The organism is Saccharobesus litoralis (assembly GCF_003063625.1).
GTDB lineage: Bacteria > Pseudomonadota > Gammaproteobacteria > Enterobacterales > Alteromonadaceae > Saccharobesus > Saccharobesus litoralis.
Map to the genome: position 1 here is coordinate 3,669,123 of NZ_CP026604.1, position 24,553 is coordinate 3,693,675.

The following is a 24,553-nucleotide window of genomic DNA, read 5'->3' on the forward strand; positions in this document are numbered from 1 at the left end:
GAGGCTTATCATGTCAGATGTGACTTACGAACAAACACTCGCTTTAGCCGGCATTTGCCAAGCAGGCAGTTTAATTCAACAGTTGGCTCGCACAGGTCGAGTCGATATGGATAAAGTAGCGGAAACTTTTACTTGGGTACTGAATACTAATCCGGCTTCGACAGAAGATGTATTCGGTAGTGAAAAAGCAGTAGAGCAAGGCTTTACTATCATTCACGATCAGCTGGGTCATAAAAGCCATAAAAAAGACGCAGAGCTAACACGTTACGTATTAAGTTTATTGTCGTTAGAACGCAAATTAGCGAAGAATAAATTAGCATTACAACGCTTGGCCAAAGGTATTGATAACGCCGAGCGCCAGCTTACACATTACGAAATAACCGACGAGCAAATTATTACCAGTTTGGCTGGTTTGTATAGTGATGTGATCAGCCCATTAGGGCCTAAAATCCAAATTATTGGTAACCCCCATTTACTGCAACAAAAGTCTGTACAAAATAAAATCCGCGCTATTTTATTAGCCGGAATGCGTGCAGCTGTGTTGTGGCGTCAGTTGGGGGGTAAGCGACGTAATATTGTGTTTCGTCGTAATAAATGGGTGAGCTTTTCAGCGCAAGCCCTGCACAAATTTAATCAAATTAATTAACCCGTTAGGAGTTCCGAATGGAATTATCAGCATTAACTGCGATTTCACCGGTCGATGGTCGTTACGGAAGTAAGGCCGCCGAGTTACGATCTATTTTTAGTGAGTTTGGCTTAATCAAATACCGCGTCACTGTTGAAGTTCGCTGGTTACAGAAATTAGCACAGGCTGAAGGTATTGCTGAAGTTCCTGCTTTTTCTGCTGAAGCCAATGCTATTTTAGATGGTATTGTTGCTAACTTTTCAGAAGCGGACGCACAGCGTGTTAAAGACATTGAGCGCACCACTAACCACGATGTAAAAGCGGTTGAGTATTTCTTAAAAGAGAAAGTCGCTGACAATGCTGAGTTAAACGCGGTTAACGAGTTTATTCACTTTGCTTGTACGTCAGAAGATATCAACAACACTTCACACGGTTTAATGCTAACAGAAGCGCGTGACCAAGTGATTTTACCCTACATTGATAAGCTTTTAGCTGAGCTTAAGCGTATGGCTAAAGATTATCGAGATGTAGCCATGATGGCGCGTACCCACGGTCAGCCGGCTTCTCCTACCACTATGGGTAAAGAGATGGCTAACGTTTATATGCGTCTCAAGCGTCAACGTGAGCAAATCGCCAACGTTGAAATTTTAGCTAAGATCAACGGTGCTGTGGGTAACTACAATGCCCATTTATCAGCCTACCCAGAGTTTGATTGGCATAAGTTTAGCGAAGAATTCGTCACTGAGAGCTTAGGTTTAACTTGGAACGCCTATACAACTCAGATTGAACCACATGATTATATTGCTGAGTTATTCGACGCTATTGCGCGTGCCAATACGATCTTGATTGATTTTGATCGTGATATTTGGGGCTATATTGCGATGGGTCACTTTAAGCAAAAAACGGTGGCTGGCGAAATTGGTTCTTCAACTATGCCACATAAAGTTAACCCGATTGATTTCGAAAACTCGGAAGGTAACTTAGGTATTGCTAACGCTATCTTTGGTCACTTAGCACAAAAATTACCAATCTCTCGTTGGCAACGTGATTTAACAGACTCAACAGTTTTACGTAACTTAGGTGTTGGTGCGGGTTACTCAATTATTGCTTATCAAGCCAGCCTGAAAGGTATCAGCAAGTTGCAAGTTAACGAGCAAAGCTTGTTAGATGAGTTAGATGCAAACTGGGAATTATTAGCTGAACCAATTCAAACAGTTATGCGTCGTTACGGTATTGAAAAGCCATACGAAAAGCTAAAAGAATTAACACGTGGTAAGCGTGTTAATAAAGAAATTATGGCTGACTTTATCGACGGTCTTGAATTACCAGAAGCTGAAAAAGTTCGCTTAAAAGAGTTGTCTCCAGCGACTTATATTGGTCAAGCCCAACAGTTTGTTGATTTACTAGACTAGTTTTGTAGGCGAGCCTTGCCTACAGGACGTAGGTACTTAGGACATGTCTGGAACAAAGTCCTGTGGCTTGCGTTGCATTTACCTGCAATCAAATTCTAAAAAAGGCGCTTTAGGCGCCTTTTTTGTTTCTGGTCTGAAATAGCCGAACAATATTTTTCCAAGCATCAACAAAAGGCACCCAGTATAAATGAACAAAACTGGTGTTGAGGTTAGGGTGGTTAATGCCAAATCGCAGTCGCCGCTGTTTTTGCTTTGTGGCATAAATGGCGGTGCCAAATAGCCTATCCCAGATGGTTAAAGCTGTGCCTAAATTGCAATCATAATGTTCTCGCGCTCGGCTGTGATGTAGCTGATGCTGTGCTGGGCTAATAAACCACTTTTCCATTTTGCCCCAGCTCCACCAAATGTGCGAGTGGCGTAAATTAGAGCCCATAATATTAAAAGCAAATATAAATAAATTAGCACCGAGAATATCGATCATTTGTAGTTTTGGGCCAAATAAATAAAAACAGATCCCGACGGCTATACCCTGTGCCAGCGCCATACGCATGGCGTACAACATATTTTCAATAGGGTGACTGCGATAAACCGTAAACGGTGTCATGCGTGTCGCGCTATGATGTACTTGATGAAACGCCCATAAAACAGGCACTTTATGCAGTAGCCAATGTAAGAAAAAGCGTGAAAAATCATCTAACAAAAATAGTAGAGTTGTAAATATAAAAAAGACTTGTTCTTGCGGAACCGTGAGTGAAAATACGGGAAGTATACCACTCAGCGCTTTAGATACACATAATGCTATGGGGACCATGGAAAACAAAAGTGGAACAATGAGTAAGCTACGGATCAGTTTGTTGAGCAGCCAGAGCAAGTAATCTTGACGAGAGGTTTTATTTAACCACACTCGAAAATTAAAAATATGGGCTAATAGGCTTTTATTGGCTGTTGGAGTGTGTTCTAGCGTCGACTTTGCTGTTAAAGCTAAAATACTGACTGCAAGCAGAGTAGCGGAAACTAAATAACCCCAAAATAAGCGTTTATTCGGATCATTAACATAATCAAGCAAGTCGTTTAGATTGCTTTGTAGAAAATCTAAAACGACTTGCATGCGCTAAACCTTCTCGCCTCTTTCTCGCTTAGTTAAAAACGAAATTTGTAGCCAATTAGCGCTTGGCGAGGTTTAGTTGGTCGAGCGCCATCTGGGCGGCGGCTGGTGACATGACTTTCGTCAGTAATGTTGTCGACTTTGGTGTAAACACTGTGACGATCGTTTAAGTTATACGTGGCTGAAAAATCAGCAACGGTATTGGCTTTAATAACAGAGCCTGCCAGTGGCACACTGTTATTTTCGACATTGCCATTTTCGTCTAAGCCATCACTTGCCGTTTCGCGCATTTCACCCGTATGCTTAACCAGCAGGTTTACTTGCCAGTTATCACCGGTTAAACCTAATGATGCCGTTAATTGGTTTTCAGGCATATACGGTACGGGATCGCCAGCTTCTATGTTACCCCATTGTGGAAAATCTGAATCAAATGACTCTTTAAATTCAGATTGAGAATAGGTGTATGAAATTGACCAAGGCATTTCTAAATTACCAAGATCAACTGAATGTTTAATATTGGCTTCTAAACCATATACATCAACATTACCACCGTTAAAGTCAGTATCAAGTGGACATTTGCTGGAAGCATTGGCAAATGAGCAGCTTTCTTTTAAGTTTTCGTAGTCGTTGAAAAACGCGACTAGCTCTGCATTGATAGCGGGTGTTGCTGCGCGAAAACCAAACTCATAACTGACACTGGTTTCAGCATCGACATCAGCATCGTTTTGTTTTGGGCTGCTTGGCACAAAACCACGATGGACACCGGCAAACACACCGTAATTGTCATCCAGTTTATAAAACGCGCTGATGCTTGGAATAAAAATAGAAAAGTCTTTTTCTTGCCAGTTTTCTTCTTGCCCTACGCGACGGTCTTGATAACGACTACTGAGGTTTTCACTACGTAAACCGGCTGTAATGGTTAGGTTATCAATTGTGATGCTGTCTTGAATGTATAATGAAATGGCATCAGTTTCTTCTTTATCGACAGTCGTAAAGCTTGGGTCAGTTGGGTTGACCAGTTGTCCACTTTGCATGGCGTAATTTTGCGTAAAGTGGTCGCGTTCAATGTAATCATTATGAAAGCGAACACCAGCATCAAAATGATGATTTAAGCCGAATAACTCACTTGTCCAACCAATATCAGTCTGAATACCTTGTGATATGTAACTACGATCATTGGTACCAACAACTAAGGTACCGTCTTGAGCTCCGGTTAAAAGCGCATAATGGTCTTGAAAGTTAGGATCGTCAGGACGTTGCAGAACATCTAATATACTTTTGCCATCGGTAAAGCCTGAAAACTTGCGCCACGCGCGATGAAATTTATGGCGGTAGGCACGTGTTGTGACATCGACTTCATCTAATTGAATAAAATGAGTGAGTTGTAGTGTATCGTGTTCCCAATCCATTTTTCCTGCTTGACTCGCTGCATAACGTCGATAGGGGTTGGCTGCAAAGTCAGTATCGGTTAAACCTAAATAGGTTTCGTCAGACGTTTCGTCGGCTGTCGAGAATTTAAACTCAATAAAGTGATTCCCCTTGCCGTCACTCAGGTCGTATTTAACCTTGGCCATCAAGTCGGATTTATCGAAACCGGTATCGGCATTGGAGTTATCTATTTGTTTAAAACCGTCGGCTTGCGTCCATAAACCTTCGACAACATAGCCCCATTTACCCGCAGTTTCGCCATGAAAAACATGGCCTTTTTTGTAACCGTCTGAAGCTAGAGCCAAATCAATGCCCATGTCAAATTCTTCAGGGATTTGCCGAGTCACCAAGTTGATGGCGCCACCTACAGTATTCGGACCATAAGCAATAACAGAAGGGCCTTTAAATACTTCAACTGCCGTCATGCGATTAACCATAGGGAAGTAATAAGCAGCAGGCGCAGAATAGGGAGCCGGACCAATTAAGACCCCGTCTTCCATAATATTAATCTTTTTACTACGATCAGACGTTGAGCCACGAAAGCCAATATTAGGGCGTAAACCATAGCCATCTTCTTCACGAATATTCACGCCAGGCACAGTTGCTAGTACTCGATTAATGTCGTCAAATTCAAATTTTTCGAGCTCTAGCTCATCTAATAAACTGGTTGCACCGCCTTGAGTGCGTAACTTATCGCCGTTACCTAATATTTTAATTCTTTCTAAGTAGGCGTTATTAGTCTTGTCATCTTCGGCTATCGTAACAAATGAACTACCGGCTAATGCTAGTAAAATGGCAGATGAAATAAGGTTTAACTTAGTCATTAATCGTTATCTCCGGCAGATGTGCTAGGTAACTCAAGAGCAAGTGTGGTAATAAACAAAGTTTTTAAGTCGTCTGTGACTTTCTTTATGTCGGCATGTAAGGCTTCAAGATCACTTTGGTCGGCATTTAATTGCGCTTTTAAACTACTTTGCATATTGGCCACTCTGTTTTGTGCCGCCTGAATATTGGTAAGTATGTTTTGTGCCGTTTCAGTTTCGCCTTCTTCAATCAGAAAATGATGGAAGCCTAATGGACTAGCGCTGCCAAAGTGATCACCCATATATAACTGATAAAAAGCTTGTAAGTTAGCAGAGATATTTTGTAATGAGGTTTCTGAATAGGGTGATTCAACATTTGTTGGGGTACCAAAATAGCCTAACGGTTCGCCAAGCTTTTTATCTTTAACAAATGAGTCTAAATAGAAAAGCGCGTCGCTTATTACATTGACTGCTTGATGTACCGAGGTAAAGTCACTTCCTGGTTGCCCAGCATTTTTTAATTGGCTTGCATAGCCGTTATCGCCTTGCCAAATATTGGCGAACGTTTGCTGGCTAACTTTTATATCGTCAACAAGAGTTTGGGCATATTTACAGCGAGCTAGTGTGCGGGAAGCGTCTGTTCTACTATTCCAGTTGGCGACTGCGCCAGAATTTGATGAACAGGAATGGTCTAAATCGCTGTTAAACAAAGTGTATTCTAAAGCAGGAATACCGCGGCGTGATACAGATCGCTTAGAAATATCATAGGGAGTCGTATTTATCATACCTGCGTCATTAAATACAGTGTCTTGATCGACACCACAAGTACTCACTGAAGGCCAAGAATAGAATAAATTACGTAATGCTTGGGTATCTTGGCTTAGTGGCGTTAACTGATACATTTCAATTTTTTGCCACTCTGTCGCCGTGCTGCGCCACGCTGCTTGCGCCAAATTAAGCTCGTTTGTAACAGTGTCTGCTTGTAATGCTTGGCAATATTGGTCTACTGCGCTTTCCAACGGTGCTAATGAGGCTGCAAAAGCATTGTGTTGAGGGACTATAATTCTGTCGACTAAATGACTGACTAATGCTTTTTCATCAAACTGAGTTGTATTGTCGGTTTTATTACAGTTCGGAAATCCGTCACCACATTGGCTGGAGCTTGACTCGCCGCAACCTGAGAGGGTACCAATTAAAAGTGCACAGGCAAGGGCAGTATATTGAAGACGCATGAGAAATTATCCAAGATTGATAATAATTTTTATTTAAATTTGCTGATGAATTATATATGTTCCCGTTATAAGAATCGAGAATCTAGCACCTTAATTCACCTATTTATTTCAGTCCTTTATCTTATTCGACCCAAAACAAAAAGGGCTAAGTAAATACTTAACCCTTTGTCGTTTGTGACTTTATTTTTTAAAGTGGATTACCACTCAGCAACGTTAGTTGCATTAAAGCTATATGCGTTTCCTAAAATAGTACGAGCACTTTCAAGGTCAGCAATATAATCGTCGATTTTGGTTGTATCCAATACTGGCGCATCTTGCATTTTGCTTAATACATCTTCAAAGTCTGCGTCACTGACTGGTGATAAGCGGTTAAATTGTAACCCTAGTGCAAAACCTTTCATTTCTGACCAGTGCTTGGCTAAATCGGCAAACTCATCAGCAGTGTAACCACCGGCTTTAATGGTTTTTAAGTCAGCAATAGTATAGTTAATGTAGTGAATAACAGATGCTGAAATTGATTTTTCCCAAGCAAGCAAAGCGGCTTCGGCTTGTATTTTCATGGCTGCAACGGTTTCAGCATCAGCTTGCGGAGCGTCATCAGATGATGGATTTTTTGCCGCTTCATTAGCCAATGCGCGTAATGTTAAGAAGGCATCAAAAGCATCTTTAGTTAAGTCAGTCGCCACAGTTGCGCCATTATCACGCTTACCAGCATTCACTGAGTTACCCCAGTTGTATTCGCTATTTAAGTCGATTTTTCCGTCAGTATTCGTGTCAAAGTAGTGTGAACGAGCGTTAGCACTTTCATCTTTGCCGGCTAACTCTAAATCTGAATATTCCGCGTAGTCACGAGCAGCACCAAAGTAGCCAAAACCTTCATCAATTTGGTGTTCTAGTGCGGTGTAAGATTTACCGTCTACTTGTTGGTTAGCACTAAGTAAACCTTTACCAGCAGTATCACTGTCTAAGTAATCATCAGCACCTTGCGAGAAGGCTACAGCGCCAAGTAAGAACTTTTGAATTAATTGTTTAAGATCTAAGCCTGTACTTGTTACATACGTGTATTTAAGAGCGTTGCCTTCAGGATCTTGACGATTTAACGAGTTACCATTGATATCAACAACTTCTGCCGCTAATAAGTCAAAGAAGTGATCGACTAAGTCTGTTGGCGTATTGATACCCATCCAACCTTTAAAGTTGCCCGCTGTTTCCCAGTCTTTATGTTGACCCGTTGCATCTTTACCGGCGATTTTACCAATTAAGTTTTTACCGTCAGAAATATCACGAACTGTAGTTTGCTCAGTACCTGGCGTTGTAGTTAAAGTAAGTGCTTTATCACTTGCTGTATCATCACCATCGCGAAAGTATTCGTTAAGGGCTGCAACCACTTCGTCATTGCTTGTATAGTTACCTGCATCTAAGCTGCCAACAAAGTTGGTTAATTCTTGAATTAATGCATGGCGAGCAATTTGTCCTGTATAAGACACTGATGAACCAGTCGTTAATTGGCTTTCAAATGTATAAGTTGCAGGAACTTGTAGTTTTGGCTCTTGATTTGCGCCGTTGTCATCTGAATCTGAACCACCACAGGCGCTCAAACTTACTGCTAAAATTGATGAAACAAGTACCGTTAGTGAATTTTTCTTAAATGATTTCGCGATTGCCATTTGTATTCCTAATTAAAGTGATAATGGTTATCAATTGTGTTTTAAGTGGCAAGTATAGTATCAAATGACATTTAATCAATTTTTGGCGAAACAAAAATTGAACTGATTTATTATAGAAAATACAAAATGGTTATAAAAAGATAGTAGATTGTAATAACCATACAAAATAATGGTTTATAACTTTTTTGTTACATTTGTGACTTAAGTTAGGCTAGTGTTTTCGTTTGTGTATCACTTAATATCAGGCATTTATTTAGTGTAATTGGAGTCGCGCTTCTTGGGGTAATTTTCCCGTTCAGTACTCGCTCTTTAGCTGAGTTCGAAACGTCATGAGCATATGCTTAATATACTTAGTGCGCTCATACCTAGGTTAAAGTAATGGAGTGCAACGAGAATTATAATTATGAAAAGTCGATCAAAAAGTGGTATCTAACATTTTTAAACCGATCGAAAGCCTATAAACTGTGCAGACCTAAGTTATTATCATTACCAGCTATAGTGAAAACTCAGTTACATCCTAATAGTCGTTTTAATTCTGATTATCATTTTGCCACGCTTACGCAGATCGAGCCTGAATTGGCGAATTTTATTTTTGAAAAACATAATAAACAAACATTGGATTTTGCCGATCCGCTTGCGGTAAAGCTACTTAATAAAGCGTTGTTAAAAGCCCACTATCAAATTGAATTTTGGGATATTCCTGAGCATTATCTTTGTCCAGCTATTCCTGGGCGAGCGGATTATATTCACTATATTGCTGATCTGCTAAATGGAGCTAGCCAAGATCGTCAGATTAAGGGCTTGGATATAGGAACCGGAGCGAGCTGCGTTTATCCAATTATTGGGGTTGGCGAATATAATTGGCAATTTGTCGGGACGGATATTGATCCGATTTCAGTAAAAACCGCGCAAATGATAGTTAAGTCTAATCCGCCAATAGGTAAAAAAATCGAGGTTAGACAGCAAAAGCAAGCAGATCATATCTTTACTGGCGTGATTAAAAAAGGTGAGCAATTTGCTTTTAGTATGTGTAACCCGCCATTTCATAAATCCTTGGCTGAGGCATTTAAAGGCAATCAACGTAAAATTAAAAATTTGACAGGTAAAACGCCGGCCAAATCTCAGTTTAACTTCGGTGGTCAGCAAGCTGAATTATGGTGTAAAGGTGGCGAAATTGCGTTTGTCAGTCAAATGATTACTGAAAGCCAAGCTTACGCAGAGAATATTCAATGGTTTACCTGTTTAATTTCTAAAAAAGAAAATATCAAACCCTTACAAAAGCGCTTGCAGCAGGTTAAGGCAAAACAGGTACGCGTTATTGATATGGCGCAGGGCAATAAAGTGAGTCGCATCCTTGCATGGTGTTATACCTGACAATTAATGCAATCAAGTTAAGTATTGAGTTTAATTGGACAAACATAGCCTTCCGGCTTTAATGCCAGTACGTCACAGTTGATGGCATCTAACATATGTTCTGCGGTATTACCTATAATCGCAGCTGATAGTCCTGTACGGCCAATTGTCCCCAGAACAACAAGTTCGGCATCCATCTCGGTCGATAACTTGGGCACCACTTCTTCAGCTAATCCTTCTTCTACTACACAATGCTCTGGTTTAACTTGATATTGGTCAGCGTAGGTTTGCATAGCATCAAGATGGTGTTGTCGTATCGATTCGATATAACTCGATGGATCAAACTCAGGGATTTCAACCGCTAAGCTGACAGGCGTACCAGGGTAGCAATTGACGAGTATGGCATCTGAATGCAAAACGCGAGCGGCCGATTTGGCTTGTTCTATAATTTTTTTATTGAGTGACCTGTGTTCAGCTTCATCGCTACTAACATTGACCGCCGCTATTATTTTACTGTTTTCAGGCCAAGCATGTTCTTTAACTAACAACAGTGGGACTGGACATTTACGTAACAAGTGCCAGTCAGTAGGAGTGAAAATGACTGATTTTAGTACATCATGTTCGTGAGTCGCTTTAATAACCAGATCATAATTATCTTTTAAAACCGTCTCTAATATGGCTTGATAAGGTCGGTTATGCCACAACACTCTTGCATGTAGTTGGCTTGCTTGATCCGCTTTTTTATCTAAAATACCTTCTAGCCAATTACTGCGGTCATCGATAACAGCGCTTTGCATTAATTGGCGCTCTTCGCTAGACAACATAGTCGTCATTTCATATGAAAAGTCGAATATGGTCATTATGGCCGTGACACTTGCCCCTGTTTTGGAGGCCAACTCTATCGCTCGATTTAATGCTTTCTGTTCTGTTTGAGTTGGGTCAATGACGGCTAAAATTCGATTAAATTTTTCCATGGTAGGGATCCCGCTTTGTGAGTGCTTAACAATAATTTTAGTTCAATATTGGCAAAACAGCGGGAATTTAGTTGATACAGAGCAAACAGGCGTTTTGGTTAATCAACGTTAAGATATTGGTGGTCAGCGAAGGCTAAAAACAAAAAGCCAGGTCAAACCTGGCTTTTTATCAATTCAATTTGTTTTGCAAAATTAGCAGAGTATGTTGTTACGGCTGCCTGATAATTCATCTAAGCCTTTATGGTCGACAATACTGATAAATTTTCCGTTAACGCTAATTAAATTTTCTTTTTGATAGCGGCTGAGTAAGCGGCTGATAGTTTCGACAGTTAAACCTAAGAAGTTACCAATATCAGCGCGGGTCATGGTTAACCGGAATTCGTTTGGTGAAAATCCGCGTTGCTCAAATCGATAGGATAAGCTACTGATAAACGCTGCCAATTTTTGCTCGGCGGTTTTGCGGTTTAATAATAACACCAGCTCTTGATCTGAGGTGATTTCATTACTCATTAATTTCATCACTTGCTGGCGCAGTTGCGGCATATTAGCTGATAAGTTATCAAGTGTGTCAAACGGGATCTCACACACTAATGAGGTTTCTAATGAGACAGCAAAACTAGGGTGAATTTTATTATGGATGGCATCAAAGCCAATAATATCACCGGGTAAATGAAAGGCGGTTATTTGTTCATCACCTTGGCTCGAAATAGTATAAGATTTAAACGAGCCAGAACGCACGGCATACAAAGATTTGAATGGTTTACCGGCTTCAAATAGTTTTTCCGCTTTTTGGAATGGGCGCTTGCGATGAATGATTTCATCAAGCTTATCCATATCTGTTTTATTTAAAGACACGGGTAAACAAAGAGAGCTGATACTGCAGTTATTACAACTAACTGCACATGAAAATCCTGAATTTTCCATTGAGATAACCTTAGCGACCTTATTAATCGTACAGTCTACGACAATATCCTAAAGTTGCAATACCCCTACGAATATTGTGTATATTCCATAAGCGCATAAAGATAGTCCAGCCACTAACTTTACCTGATTATGTTTTAATAATTGCACAACCTGCTGAGACATAAAGGAGGTTGTTAGCATTGAAGGTAATGTACCAATTCCAAAGCAAAGCATGATTAATGCGCCTTGGTAAAGGCTAGTGCTGCTCATGGCCCATGCGACAGTTGAGTAGACTAATCCACAAGGCAGCCAACCCCAAAGCGCACCGGCCACAAAGCGTTGGCTAATGGATTTTTGCTTTAAGGTTTTAGCTGCATGGGGTTGAATTAGTTGCCAAAGCGGCGTGAATAGTTTTTCAAAGTAGTTAATGAGTAAACTAAGGCGAGCAACGTATAAGCCCATTAATATAATTAAGCTACCTGCTAGCACTTTGACCACAATTAGAGCGGGCTTAATCTCACTTAGCAAGGTTTGGCTAGCCAAACCTACCAATGCGCCAATTAACGTATAGGTGGTTATTCTGCCTAAATGATAAGCGGCGATGGCAACACAATTTTTATCATGGCCAATAGCTGCGCTGATCCCGCCACACATGGCAAGGCAATGTGATGATGCCAAAAAACCAATGGTAAATGCGCTGATGAGTTCAGTTAGCATACTGCTTATGACAAATCACTTTCTTGCTTGGACGATTTTTGGTGATCCGTTGGTGTTTGTTCTTTAACCGAGCCATCGACTACATCATTGGCGGTTGCGGGCTTATTTGGCTTATTTTCATCATCAAAAAGAATGTTATAGGCTTGTCTGTCTAGGTCATCAAATTGTTCGGATTTAACCGCCCAAAAAAACACACCTATAGCAATTAATACAATAACAATAGCAAGGGGGATGAGTACGTAAACTACGTTCATAATTTTAAAAGCCGAGTCGAGTTGATAACAACCAGTAGTGAACTTAATGACATACCAAATACTGCAACGTAAGGTGATAGTATGTTCATACAAGCTAATGGCAATACTAGCGAATTATAGCCTAATGCCCAGCATAAGTTTTGCTTGATAATAGTGTTAAGCTTGTTTGATACCGTAAATATCCAGTTAATTTTGTTAAGCTGGTGACTCATTAAAATAATATCTGATTTTTGTTTACTTAGATCGGTGGCGTTGGCCACTGCAATGCTGATGTCGGCAGCAGATAGCACCAAAGCGTCATTTATACCGTCGCCAACCATACCCACTAATTTGTTTTGTTGCTGAATTTGATGTAATTGACTCACTTTGTCTATTGGTTTTAATTCAGCAAAATAGTCACATTGTAGGTGATTGGCCGCAGATGCCACTGACGTTTTTGTATCACCACTTAAAATTAACTTTTGGCAAGGTAGATCTTTGGCCATGGATAATGCGTCTTCTCGCAGTGGATCAGCCAAATAGATAGCCGCAATGAGTTGCTCGTTAACACTGACCAATAATCTTGCATCACACCAAGGGTGATTGTTATCGAGTGAGAAGTAATCTTTAGATCCCACTTTAATTAAGTTACCCGAAACAATACCTGATAAGCCAAGTCCATTGTCGACATTGATTTCGGTCGCAATCTGCTGAAATTCGATATGTTTAAATGCGCTAGCGATAGGGTGAGACGAATGGCTTTCAATTGCGGCTACCCATTGTAATATTTGTTGCTCACTAAATTGTTCAGCGAGTTGTGTATTAGTGATGACTTTTTCAATTGAAAGTTTACCTTGAGTTAACGTACCGGTTTTATCAAAGGCTAACACGTCGAGTTTTTTTATGGCTTCAAGCGCCTCCGTTCGGTTAATAAGAACGCCTTTACGTTTTAATGCAGTTGCAGCCGCTGTCATGGCGGTTGGCATGGCAAGGGACAAGGCACAAGGGCAGGTTGCCACTAGCACTGCAATCATGGGCCAAAAGCCATTTTCACCTAATACGTAGTGCCAAACGACAAAAGTTGCAGCGGAGATAATCAGTACGCCGCTAACAAAGTAGCGCGATAACTTGTCGGCCATATTGACAAAGCTAGAGCCAGAACTGAGTTCACTATCTGCATTGGCCATTTGTGCTATTGTCGTCGCATTGCCGGATGCCTGCACTTGTATTTCGATGGTTTGAGCGGTAACGATACTGCCAGCTAATAACAAATCACCTTGTTTTTTAGCGACGGGTTCGCTTTCACCGGTTAATATTGACTCGTCACAATGACATTGCGAGCTAACTAGTTGTCCATCAGCTGGGACAGTTAATCCTTCTTTGACGCGAATAATTTGTCCTGCTGATAATTGACGTGCTGAGGTTTCAACAAATGAGCCGTCTTGTTGTTTTAATTCTGCCGCTAATGGCATGAGCTTTAACATATTTGCGGTGACCGTTGCCGCTTTTGATTTGACGTTATGCTCAAGGTAGCGTCCGAGTAACAGCAATAGAGTAAACATAGATACAGATTCAAAATAGACTTCGCCTGTTTCTTGAACCGTTGCCCAAGTGGAAGCTAAAAACGTTCCCATAATTGCCAAGGTGACTGGCACATCCATGTTAACTGTTTTGTTTAGCAGGGCTCTTATAGCAGAGTGCATAATAGGGTAGGCGCTATAAGTCACAATAGGAATGGTAAGCAATAAACTTATCCAGCGAAAAAACCTTTCGTACTCAATTTCTATGACACCTGAATACAAGGCAAACGCCAACATCATGGTTTGCATGGTAAATAAACCTGCCACCGCGACGCGTTTTAAAAAGCCGCTGTTTACCTTTTTAAAGCGTTGCTCTTGCTCACTCAATTTAAATGGGTAAGGGGAGTAGCCAATTTGGTTAATAGCGAAAAATATTTCACTGAGTTTGATTGCTGTGGCTTGCCAACTAATTCTGGCGCGTTGCGATGAGGCATTCACTTTAATTTGTTTAATGCCTTCAAGGTTAGATAATCGAGTTTCGATTAACCAAGCACAAGCTGCGCAATGCATACCTTCAATTGCAAGGTCAGCCGATAGGTATTCACTGTCTTGAATGACAAATTCATTTTGAATACTGATTTCATCATAAACTTGATATGAGGTGACATCTTGCTGTTCTATTTTAGGATTTCGATCGTCACGGAATTGATAATACTGTTGCATGCCGCCATGCAAAATCGTTTCTGCCACCGCTTTACAGCCATAACAACAGACAGGTTGTGGCTGCTCATCAACCATGACGGTTAGATCAACATTATTTGGGATGTCTTCAGAACAGTGAAAGCAAGATTGTTTCATCGAGGGATTAAAATTTGTTCGCCTTTAAGTGGTACTGTGATCCTGTGTTGGATTTTCCAGCTCTTATCATGAGGTTCTACAGTGACTTGCCAGTTTCCATCACTCAACTGACTGGCGTCGGCTTGGAATAACCCGTTGGCGCGCTGTGTTGCCATTACCTGAAAATCACGTTTAGATAAGGTCGAATGATAAAAACTAATACTCAGCGCAGCTAACTCTGGTGCCTGCGCATTTTTATTAACATCCAGCAAAATTTTCCCTTGCTCGACTCGCATAATGGCACTTAAACCATATGACTTCGCTAGCTTGATACGACCTAATTCTTGGTTTATGGCTTTACCTTTTTTGTAGTAATCATCTACCACCATTTCGACATTGTGCGTATTAAAGGTCGAGATCATATAGACGGCGGCAGTCACACTTGTGAAGGGCAGAATAATTAAAAACCAAGTCCAAGGTTCTTTATACCAAGGGCGTTTTGGTTCCTGTTGATTAGAAGGTATTGCGCTCATAAGTTGTGTAAATTCGAAATTTTGTTGATTATAGTCTTCTCACTCAGGTCTTATGGTTCATTGTCTGCGCTTACTCTCGACTTTGGCTCCTGCGTCGTCCTACTACCTAAATCCCTTGAGGTAACCCCAATCACATAATAGAGCATATGCTCATGGGGATTCGAAGCTTGACAGCTTCCCCTAAAACCAGATCGCTTTGACTATATATCAGTGTTCTGCTAAAAAAAAGCCCCGCTCAATGCAGGGCTCTTAACAATTAAAATTCGCTATTAGTTAGTTTCAGATAGGCTGTAAACATAAGCAGAAATGATGTGAACTTTGTCTTCACCTAAAATGTCTTTCCACGCAGGCATGACACCATTACGACCGTGGCGTAATGTTTCTTGAATAGCGCGTTCTGAACCACCGTATAACCAAACATTATCGGTTAAGTTAGGTGCACCCATAGGTAAGCCCAATGCTAAGCTACCAATACCATTTGCACCATGACAAGCGCCACAAACAGCAAATTTAGCTTTACCTGAAGCAACATTACCTTCTTTTGCTTCGCGGCCACTTAAACTAAGTACATAAGCGGTAACATCTTTTATACCTTGGTCGCCAAGAGACGCTTCCCAACCTGGCATTGCCGCTTTACGGCCGTGCAAAATTGTTTCTTTAATTTTTGCAAAAGAACCGCCGTATAACCAGTCTTGGTCTGTTAAGTCAGGGAAACCTTCACCACCACGCGCGTTAGAACCATGGCACTGTGAACAGTTTTGTAAATATAGACGCTGGCCAATCTCTAATGCTTTTTTGTCTTTCACCAGTTGAGCCACTGACATATCAGCATACGCTTGGAAAATTGGACCAAATCTCGCATCGGCTTTTTCCACTTCAATGTCGTATTGAACACGAATACCAGCCGCTTTAGCTTGTTCCGTTGCCGCTTTTGATTCGGCAATTGAACGTATATCTTGGTTTGAACTTCTCCAGCCACCAAAGAAACCTTCAAAATTTCCCCAGCCTGGATATAAGGCTAAATAGATGATTGCCCAAATACCAGTTGCCCAGTACATGTTTCGCCACCATTTAGGAAGAGGGTTGTTCAACTCTTTAATACCGTCGAACTCGTGTCCCATCTCTTCGCCTTCTTCAACGCCCGTATAGTTCTTTTGATTAAGGTATAGGGTGTAGAAAACGAATACTAAACAAATTAGGGTTATGATGATAACCCAAGCACTCCAAAACGTACTCATGTCATTTCCTCAATTCTTTATCACTGTTTTGTTCGTCGTGCGCTGAAGGTTTTTTGTCATCTTCGTCAAAAATAGAATTCGCAGCGTCGTCGAACTTAGACTTACTTGATTTACTGTATGCCCACCAAATGATGCCAGCGAAAACCAGCATCATAATTATGGTATACACACCTCTGTAGGTTCCGTAGTCCATGTTATTTAAGTGCAGTACCTAGAGTTTGTAAGTAAGCGATTAAGGCTTCCATTTCGGTTTTACCTTTTACCGCATCTTTAGCTCCAGCGATGTCTTCGTCGGTATAAGGAACGCCATAGCTTTTGAATACTTCTAGCTTTTTCGCGGTCCACTTACCGTCTAATTTGTTCTCCATTAACCAAGGAAAGCCCGGCATGTTTGACTCAGGTACAACCGCGCGAGGGTTGATTAAGTGTACGCGATGCCAATCATCTGAGTAGCGACCACCAACACGAGCTAAGTCAGGCCCTGTACGTTTTGAACCCCATAAGAAAGGATGTTCCCATACAGATTCACCAGCAACAGAGTAGTGACCATAACGTTCAGTTTCAGCACGGAATGGACGGATCATTTGGCTATGACAGTTGTTACAACCTTCACGGATGTAGATGTCGCGACCTTCCATTTGTAATGCTGTGTAAGGCTTTAAGCCATCAACTGGTTCTGTTGTTTGTTTTTGGAAAATTAGAGGGGTAATTTCTACAAGTGCCCCAAAGCTAATAACGATGATGGTAAATATCGCCATTAAGCCAATGTTTTTTTCTAAAATTTCGTGTTTATTCACGCCTTTGCTCATTATCAAATCCTCCTTATGCTGGCTGTGCGGCTAAATTATTAGTCGCATCCGCTCGTTTGTCAGACTTGATGGTTTTGACTACGTTATAAAGCATGGTCAACATACCTGTTACAACGAAACAACCACCGATCCAGCGAAGAATGTTGTATGGCATTTTCTTCTCTACAATTTCAACAAAGCTATACATTAACGTACCGTCTTCGTTAACCATGCGCCACATCATGCCTTCCATAACGCCTGATATCCACATAGCAACAATGTAAAGTACTACACCAATAGTGGCTAACCAGAAATGAGTATTGATTAACTTGGTGCTATACATTTGTTCTTTACCGAACACTTTAGGAATTAAGTGATAAAGCGAACCGATAGATACCATAGCAACCCAGCCTAGTGCACCCGAGTGAACGTGACCCACAGTCCAATCAGTATAGTGTGATAATGCGTTAACAGACTTGATAGCCATCATTGGGCCTTCAAAAGTCGACATGCCGTAGAATGAAAGCGATACAATTAAGAAACGTAAAATAGGATCAGTACGAAGTTTGTGCCATGCACCTGATAAGGTCATGATGCCGTTGATCATACCGCCCCAAGAAGGAACAAATAAGATAACTGACATTACCATACCTAAAGACTGAGTCCAGTCAGGTAACGCAGTATAATGTAAGTGGTGAGGACCAGCCCAAATGTATAATGAAACCAGTGCCCAGAAGTGAACAACTGATAAACGATATGAATAAACTGGACGCTCAGCTTGCTTAGGTACGAAGTAATACATCATGCCTAAGAAACCCGCAGTTAAGAAGAAGCCAACGGCATTATGCCCATACCACCATTGCATCATTGCATCGACAGCACCAGAATAAATTGAATATGACTTCATCATGTTAACTGGAATGGCCATACTGTTACCTATGTGCAATACGGCAACAGTTAGAATGAAACCACCATAAAACCAGTTAGCAACGTAAATGTGAGATGTTTTACGTTTGACTATAGTACCGAAAAACACGATTGCATAAGCAATCCATACCACAGCAATTAAAATATCGATCGGCCATTCAAGCTCTGCATACTCTTTTGACGTTGTATAGCCTAATGGCAACGTAATAGCCGCTGCTAAAATAATGACCTGCCAACCCCAAAAAGTGAACCATGCCAATCGGTCGCTGAATAAACCAGTTTGACAGGTACGCTGTACGACATAATATGACGTAGCAAATAGGGCACAACCACCAAATGCAAAAATAACCGCATTTGTGTGTAATGGACGGATCCGCGAGAAAGTAAGATACGGCGAATCAAAATTGAGTTCAGGCCATACTAATTGCGCAGCAATAAGTACGCCTACTGACATGCCAACTATGCCCCATACAACGGCCATAACAGCAAAATATTTTACAACATCAAAGTTGTATTTAGGTGATGTAGAACTTGTTGAGCTCATTATTGTCTCTTCCAATCGATAAACTTATGCAGTCTATTTGTGTAATCTCGAACTAGGCTATCGACTCACATTCATTGTGGCTATTATTGACAGCTATTCATGATTTCATGTGAAGGGCGACTTGGCTAAATAATCGGCAGTTTGACGGATTATTAAGCAAAACAACCTGCACAGGTGTAAAACCGGCGCAATGATACGGTTTTTAGGGCTAAAAATACAGCCGGGTTTAAAAAAAACATGATTTAAGTCAAACTAGTTAGGCTCAAATTTAAAGGGAATCAACTTGTTAAAAATTCATTACAAAATTGGCGCGTTATTTATCCTTGTGCTGTTGTTTTGTGCACTGTATTGGTCACTGTCAATTCAAGAGCAAGACATAAAACCGATTGCAGAGTGCGATTTATCTAAACAAGCATGCCACATAACTTTGCACGAAAAGTCATTAAATATTCATTTTTCTGCATTACCAATCGTATTGGAGGAGCTTAACGAGCTTGTTATAAGCAGTGATGAGGAACATTTGCAGATCCTTGATGGGCGAATTGAAGGTATATCGATGAATATGGGGCATATACCTTTGCAATTTAAGCCTACTCGATTTAACCAAACTACCAATCAATGGCGGGCTAATGTTGTGCTGGGCGCATGTACTGATCCTTTAATGACTTGGTTATTAACCGTTAATGTCCAGCTCAATGGCTTACCCTATACAATACCTCTGATATTTAATACTGAGTTGTCAAATTTATAGTCTTCTCGCTCAGGCCTTATGGTTCATTGTCAGCGCTTACTCTCGACTGTTTCGTCTGGTACTAGAAACCTGCCCCTAAAACCTGATCGCTTTGACGATATAGTCTTTAGTTGATGTTGGGCTTAGCTAAGTTGGGAGGTGAAAGGTTCGTGCTGCCTTAAATTTTTTATCAATATAAAGATGGCAACAATAAGTACTCGAATTTACACTGTCACGAGCGCTTTGGCACTATGATCGTGTTTATTTAAATGTAAGATATCAGGCGTCAGGTTAAGTGACGGTATGTGGCTTTTCAGTATGTACAAGCCAGCTTTAAACCTTGAACGCCATATTTATCATTTACGACATTTGATCATCACTGACCTGTAATTCCAATTGATTATTGATTTCATCTAAATGGAAGTTAACATGAATGGCGTTACAGCAGGCTGGACAATCTTCGTAATATTCTTGGTCACCATTACTGGCGTCGACTAATAGATGGATATGATGGCCACAATGTGGACATGATATTGAACGGTCTGCAATTCCCATTTTTCCTCCTAAGCTAGAGCGTGCCGTCCTAAGCTTCTGCCTCCATCTACTGCCAGTATTTGCCCCGTTACATATGGCGCTTGTTGCGCTAAAAAATATATAGTTGAAGCGATATCTTCTGGCGACCCCATTCGCTCAAGCGCAATTTCGTTGATAACTTGATCTTTAGCGTCTTGGGTAAGGGTTTGCTCGGGCCATAGAATCGCCCCTGGTGAAACCGCATTTACCCGTATGTCTGGCGCAAGTTCTTTAGCGAGTGATTTAGTCATCATCACCAAAGCTGCTTTTGCCATACAATATATAGTATGGTGCCTTAATGGGTTTTCTGCATGTATATCGGTTAAATTTATTATACAACCTTGGCTTTTTTTTAATGCTGGCGCTAAAGCATTGGATAAAAACAACGGTGCTTGGGCGTTACTACTAAATAAATCCTGCCAATGATGGGGTGATATTGCATCTCCTACTGGTGTCGGATAGAAGCTGGATGCATTATTCACCAAAACATCCAGTCGGCCAAATCGCTGATTAGCTTGCTCAGCTAATTGATGAATATCTTCAAATTGATTGAGGTCGGCTTGAATAACGTCAACTGAATTATCGCGTTGCTTGTTAAGTGATTGCTTTAAAACTTCGGCTTCGTCAATGGAATGGCGGCAATGGATTAGGCAGTTAAACCCTTGTTGATGAAAAGTCTTAATAATTTGCGCGCCAACCCGCTTAGCGCTTCCGGTCACTAGTACTACTTTTTCTGTCATTATTAAATATTAATTAATAAGCAATTATTTGTTGAGTTAGGTGTTTGGCTTGAGCTAGGTAACTGTCACCAAATAAATTGCAATGATTGAGAATATGATAAAGATTATATAGTTGTTTACGTTCCGTATAACCATTTTCTTTTGGCGTTATCGCGTAATAGGCCTGATAGAACTCTGGAGGTAAACAGCCAAACAGCTCAGTCATCGCTAGTTCGGCTTCGTAGTCTGCATAATAGCAAGCTGGATCAAATATAACGGGGACGCCATTCGAGAATGCGTGGTTGCCACGCCATAAATCGCCATGAATAAGAGATGCCATTGGCGTACGCGTTGCCAACAATCGCTTGGTAATATCGACAAATTCATTGATATCTAACCATTGAATGCCTTTTTCTTGTAATAATTCCAACTGAAAACCTATGCGTTGTTCTGCAAAAAAATGATGCCACTTTTTATGCCATGCGTTAGGTTGGCTAGTTAAACCAATATAGTTATCTTCATCCCAACCGAACATTTCCTGGCTGGGATATAGGTGCAAGCCCGCTAAACGCTCCCCCATGTGTTGCCAACCGCCATCAAGATCATCTTGCAAAGGCAGGTATTCAAGTAACAAGAAAGCACAGTTTTTGCTGTGATCACAGGCAATAAACTCGGGGACTTTAATGGTTTGGCTTTTACTGATGCGTTGCAATGAGTTTGCTTCGGTTAAAAATAATTCAATTTTGTCCGCATCGTTAATTTTGACAAATAGGGTTTTATCGGAGGTTTCGATTTTATAGGCTTGATGAATATCGCCACCTGTTAAAGGAGTCTTAGATAAAATTTTCACCCCTGAGCCTAGGGCACTTGCTATGCTGTTTTCTATTGCGTTCCACATGATCCCATGCCTTATATAACGGGACAGTTCCGTAACATTAATTATGGCGTCTATTGCCAAGTGCGCAAGCTTGCATCCCTTGCTTTTTAGCGTATAGTTAGCGCCGCTTTGCTTAAGCATATACCTCGGCAGAGCCTATAATTGGCGCAAAACAGCCAAATGTATTAACGAAACCTCAATTAATTATGTCATTTCGGTTTAATCAGTGAGCGTTTCATCAAATTTTCATAAAAATACAAGTGACACATTGGTAGGTGTCACCACTGTTAATAGGATAAAAAAATGCCTGTAATTACACTTCCTGACGGTAGTCAACGTACTTTCGACAACCCTGTTTCTCCTTATGATGTTGCGGCTGATATTGGCCCAGGTTTAGCCAAAGCGACCATTGCTGGTCGTGTTAATGGTGAACGAGTCGACGCATGTGATCTTATTACTGAAGATGCTTCTCTTGAGTTGATTACCGCTAAAGATGAAGATGGACTCGAAATTATTCGTCACTCTTGTGCCCACTTAATTGGTCATGCTGTTAAGCAATTATGGCCTGATGCGAAAATGGCTATTGGTCCTACGATCGACAATGGCTTTTATTACGACATTGATATGGAGCACACCTTAAGTCAGGAAGATCTGGAAAAACTTGAAAAGCGTATGCTTGAGCTAGCTAAAACTAGCTACCAAGTTGTCAAGAAAAAAGTGTCTTGGCAAGAAGCGCGTGATGTATTTGAATCACGCGGTGAAAGCTACAAAATAGAAATTCTTGATGAAAATATCGCTCGTGATGACAAACCCGGTTTATATCATCACGAAGAATATATTGATATGTGTCGTGGTCCACACGTACCAAACATGAAATTTTGTCAGCACTTTAAAATTATGAAAGTGGCAGGCGCTTATTGGCGTGGTAATGCTGATAACAAAATGTTGCAGCGTATTTACGGCACAGCTTGGGCTGATAAAAAACAATTAAAAGCTTATTTAAAACGCTTAGAAGAAGCAGAAAAGCGTGATCACCGTAAATTGGGTAAAGCGCTTGATTTATTCCACTGGCAAGAAGAGGCGCCAGGTATGGTGTTCTGGCACAACGACGGCTGGACAATTTACACTGAACTTGAAAAGTACGTACGCCAAAAGCTCGCTGAGTATGATTACGACGAAGTCCGTGGTCCATTAATGATGGATCGCACCTTGTGGGAAAAATCAGGTCACTGGGATAAATACGCAGAAAATATGTTTACGACGCAATCAGAGAATCGTGAATATGCGGTTAAACCAATGAACTGCCCAGGACATGTGCAAATATTTAACCAAGGCTTAAAATCCTATCGTGACTTACCTTTACGTATGGCAGAATTTGGCTGTTGTCACCGTAACGAGCCCTCTGGTGCGTTACATGGTTTGATGCGTGTTAGGGGCTTTACTCAAGATGATGCTCATATTTTCTGTACGGAAGAGCAAATCCAAGAGGAAGTGACCCAATGTATTCAAATGGTATTCGATTGTTACAAAACGTTTGGCTTTGAAGACATTAGTATCAAGCTATCAACGCGTCCTGAAAAGCGAGTAGGCTCTGATGAAATTTGGGATAAAGCGGAAAAAGCCTTAGAAGATGCATTAAAAGTTAATGAGTTGGCTTTTGATTTTCAACCAGGAGAAGGTGCGTTTTACGGGCCTAAAATTGAATTCACCTTACACGACTGTTTAGGCCGTGCATGGCAGTGTGGCACAATCCAAGTTGATTTTTCAATGCCTGGTCGGTTAGGGGCAACTTACGTTGCTGAAGACAATGATCGCAAAACGCCAGTTATGATCCATCGAGCTATTTTAGGCTCGCTAGAGCGCTTTATTGGTATTTTGATTGAAGAATACGCGGGTATCTTACCAACTTGGTTATCACCAAAACAGGCTGTTGTACTCAATATTACCGATAAACAAGCCGATTTTGCGCAAGAAGTTGTAAATAAATTGAAAAATAATGGAATTAGAGCCTTCGCTGACTTGCGAAATGAAAAGATCGGCTTTAAAATCCGCGAGCATACTTTAAAGCGTGTTCCGTATATGCTAGTTATCGGTGATAAAGAGGTCGAATCAGGCCAAGTCGCGGTAAGAACACGCAAAGGTGACGATTTAGGTACACTTCCTGTTGATGACATTATCAACAAATTAAGCGAAGAAGTAGCTAAGCGTAGTATTTAAAACTCTGGAGGAATCGACCATAAAAGGCGGCAGAAATAAAGCGAGTCAAGATAAGTCTCGTATCAATGAAGAAATTACAGGCACTGAAGTTCGTTTAACTGATCAGAATGGTGAGCAGTGCGGTATTGTTAGTCTACGTGACGCATTAGCGAAAGCTGAAGCTGCAAAATTGGATCTAGTTGAAATTAGTCCGAATGCTGCGCCTCCTGTATGCCGAATTATGGACTATGGAAAGTTCCTCTACGAGAAAAGTAAAGCTGCTAAAGAGCAGAAGAAAAAGCAAAAGCAGATCCAGGTTAAAGAAGTTAAATTCCGACCTGGAACTGATATAGGCGACTATCAGGTAAAACTGCGCAACCTGATTCGCTTTTTAGAAGGTGGCGATAAAGCTAAAGTCACAATCCGCTTCCGCGGTCGTGAAATGGCTCACCAAGATATTGCTATTGACTTACTAAATCGTATTAAAACCGATTTAGAAGAATATGGCTCGGTTGAATCTTTCCCTAGGAGAGTTGAAGGCCGTCAAATGATCATGGTTATTGCCCCACTTAAGAAGTAGTACAGGTCCTAAAGTAATAATAACGCAGAGTCATGTAAA

23 protein-coding genes are annotated in these 24,553 nt (G+C 40.9%); 6 read left to right on the forward strand and 17 right to left on the reverse strand.

Annotated features, from left to right (window positions below):
• Positions 1-10 precede the first annotated feature (10 nt).
• Positions 11-646, forward strand: coding sequence for a high frequency lysogenization protein HflD (gene hflD / locus C2869_RS13120; protein ID WP_108603369.1), 636 nt, complete (start codon positions 11-13; stop codon positions 644-646).
• Positions 647-663: 17 nt separating this feature from the next.
• Positions 664-2,037: an adenylosuccinate lyase gene (gene purB, locus C2869_RS13125; protein WP_108603370.1), complete on the forward strand. Its 1,374-nt coding sequence runs from the start codon at positions 664-666 to the stop codon at positions 2,035-2,037.
• Positions 2,038-2,146: 109 nt separating this feature from the next.
• Here purB and C2869_RS13130 read toward each other — a convergent pair whose 3' ends face one another.
• The 4 genes from C2869_RS13130 to C2869_RS13145 form a co-directional block, all read right to left on the reverse strand.
• A complete protein-coding gene (locus tag C2869_RS13130; protein ID WP_108603371.1) occupies positions 2,147-3,145 on the reverse strand; it encodes a sterol desaturase family protein in 999 nt (332 codons plus the stop codon).
• A gap of 32 nt (positions 3,146-3,177) precedes the next feature.
• A complete protein-coding gene (locus tag C2869_RS13135) occupies positions 3,178-5,394 on the reverse strand; it encodes a TonB-dependent receptor family protein (RefSeq protein ID WP_108603372.1) in 2,217 nt (738 codons plus the stop codon).
• Positions 5,394-6,605 (reverse strand): imelysin family protein, encoded by a 1,212-nt coding sequence (locus tag C2869_RS13140; RefSeq protein WP_108603373.1) that lies wholly within the window; start codon positions 6,603-6,605, stop codon positions 5,394-5,396. Before C2869_RS13140 ends, C2869_RS13135 begins: the two co-directional genes overlap by 1 nt.
• 197 nt (positions 6,606-6,802) lie before the next feature.
• Positions 6,803-8,272 carry a DUF4856 domain-containing protein gene (locus C2869_RS13145; RefSeq protein ID WP_108603374.1) on the reverse strand — a complete coding sequence of 490 codons (1,470 nt, stop codon included), beginning with the start codon at positions 8,270-8,272 and terminating at the stop codon, positions 6,803-6,805.
• Positions 8,273-8,770: 498 nt separating this feature from the next.
• Between C2869_RS13145 and rlmF the strand changes: the two genes are divergently transcribed.
• A complete protein-coding gene (gene rlmF, locus C2869_RS13150; protein ID WP_228710662.1) occupies positions 8,771-9,646 on the forward strand; it encodes a 23S rRNA (adenine(1618)-N(6))-methyltransferase RlmF in 876 nt (291 codons plus the stop codon).
• 17 nt (positions 9,647-9,663) lie between these two features.
• Here the strand turns inward: rlmF and uspE are convergent, their stop codons facing one another.
• The 10 genes from uspE to ccoN form a co-directional block, all read right to left on the reverse strand.
• Positions 9,664-10,599: a universal stress protein UspE gene (gene uspE, locus C2869_RS13155; protein ID WP_108603376.1), complete on the reverse strand. Its 936-nt coding sequence runs from the start codon at positions 10,597-10,599 to the stop codon at positions 9,664-9,666.
• Between the two features lie 192 nt (positions 10,600-10,791).
• Positions 10,792-11,523, reverse strand: coding sequence for a fumarate/nitrate reduction transcriptional regulator Fnr (gene fnr, locus C2869_RS13160; RefSeq protein ID WP_108603377.1), 732 nt, complete (start codon positions 11,521-11,523; stop codon positions 10,792-10,794).
• 48 nt (positions 11,524-11,571) lie between these two features.
• Positions 11,572-12,219, reverse strand: coding sequence for a sulfite exporter TauE/SafE family protein (locus C2869_RS13165; RefSeq protein ID WP_108603378.1), 648 nt, complete (start codon positions 12,217-12,219; stop codon positions 11,572-11,574).
• A 5-nt stretch (positions 12,220-12,224) separates the two neighbouring features.
• Positions 12,225-12,473, reverse strand: coding sequence for a cbb3-type cytochrome oxidase assembly protein CcoS (ccoS, locus tag C2869_RS13170; protein ID WP_108603379.1), 249 nt, complete (start codon positions 12,471-12,473; stop codon positions 12,225-12,227).
• Positions 12,470-14,830 carry a heavy metal translocating P-type ATPase gene (locus C2869_RS13175; protein WP_108603380.1) on the reverse strand — a complete coding sequence of 787 codons (2,361 nt, stop codon included), beginning with the start codon at positions 14,828-14,830 and terminating at the stop codon, positions 12,470-12,472. The genes ccoS and C2869_RS13175 overlap by 4 nt, the downstream gene beginning before the upstream one ends.
• Complete coding sequence (locus tag C2869_RS13180) at positions 14,827-15,342, reverse strand: FixH family protein (protein WP_108603381.1); 516 nt, start codon at positions 15,340-15,342, stop codon at positions 14,827-14,829. The genes C2869_RS13175 and C2869_RS13180 overlap by 4 nt, the downstream gene beginning before the upstream one ends.
• Positions 15,343-15,611: 269 nt before the next feature.
• Positions 15,612-16,580 carry a cytochrome-c oxidase, cbb3-type subunit III gene (ccoP, locus tag C2869_RS13185; protein WP_108603382.1) on the reverse strand — a complete coding sequence of 323 codons (969 nt, stop codon included), beginning with the start codon at positions 16,578-16,580 and terminating at the stop codon, positions 15,612-15,614.
• A 1-nt stretch (position 16,581) separates the two neighbouring features.
• Positions 16,582-16,773 carry a cbb3-type cytochrome oxidase subunit 3 gene (locus C2869_RS13190; RefSeq protein WP_108603383.1) on the reverse strand — a complete coding sequence of 64 codons (192 nt, stop codon included), beginning with the start codon at positions 16,771-16,773 and terminating at the stop codon, positions 16,582-16,584.
• 1 nt (position 16,774) lies between these two features.
• Positions 16,775-17,389 carry a cytochrome-c oxidase, cbb3-type subunit II gene (gene ccoO, locus C2869_RS13195; RefSeq protein WP_108603384.1) on the reverse strand — a complete coding sequence of 205 codons (615 nt, stop codon included), beginning with the start codon at positions 17,387-17,389 and terminating at the stop codon, positions 16,775-16,777.
• 13 nt (positions 17,390-17,402) lie between these two features.
• On the reverse strand, positions 17,403-18,839 hold the full coding sequence (gene ccoN, locus C2869_RS13200; RefSeq protein WP_108603385.1) for a cytochrome-c oxidase, cbb3-type subunit I: 1,437 nt from the start codon (positions 18,837-18,839) through the stop codon (positions 17,403-17,405).
• A 283-nt stretch (positions 18,840-19,122) separates the two neighbouring features.
• Here ccoN and C2869_RS13205 point away from each other — a divergent pair, with 283 nt between their 5' ends.
• On the forward strand, positions 19,123-19,590 hold the full coding sequence (locus tag C2869_RS13205) for a hypothetical protein (RefSeq protein WP_108603386.1): 468 nt from the start codon (positions 19,123-19,125) through the stop codon (positions 19,588-19,590).
• 339 nt (positions 19,591-19,929) lie between these two features.
• Here the strand turns inward: C2869_RS13205 and C2869_RS13210 are convergent, their stop codons facing one another.
• The 3 genes from C2869_RS13210 to C2869_RS13220 are packed head-to-tail and all read right to left on the reverse strand — an operon-like array spanning position 19,930 to position 21,759.
• A complete protein-coding gene (locus C2869_RS13210; RefSeq protein WP_108603387.1) occupies positions 19,930-20,124 on the reverse strand; it encodes a CPXCG motif-containing cysteine-rich protein in 195 nt (64 codons plus the stop codon).
• A gap of 8 nt (positions 20,125-20,132) precedes the next feature.
• A complete protein-coding gene (locus tag C2869_RS13215) occupies positions 20,133-20,882 on the reverse strand; it encodes a pteridine reductase (protein ID WP_108603388.1) in 750 nt (249 codons plus the stop codon).
• Between the two features lie 13 nt (positions 20,883-20,895).
• On the reverse strand, positions 20,896-21,759 hold the full coding sequence (locus C2869_RS13220) for a fructosamine kinase family protein (protein ID WP_108603389.1): 864 nt from the start codon (positions 21,757-21,759) through the stop codon (positions 20,896-20,898).
• Positions 21,760-22,041: 282 nt separating this feature from the next.
• Here C2869_RS13220 and thrS point away from each other — a divergent pair, with 282 nt between their 5' ends.
• Complete coding sequence (gene thrS / locus C2869_RS13225) at positions 22,042-23,955, forward strand: threonine--tRNA ligase (protein WP_108603390.1); 1,914 nt, start codon at positions 22,042-22,044, stop codon at positions 23,953-23,955.
• 4 nt (positions 23,956-23,959) lie between these two features.
• Positions 23,960-24,514: a translation initiation factor IF-3 gene (gene infC / locus C2869_RS13230; RefSeq protein ID WP_108603391.1), complete on the forward strand. Its 555-nt coding sequence runs from the start codon at positions 23,960-23,962 to the stop codon at positions 24,512-24,514.
• The last annotated feature ends 39 nt before the right edge of the window (positions 24,515-24,553 follow it).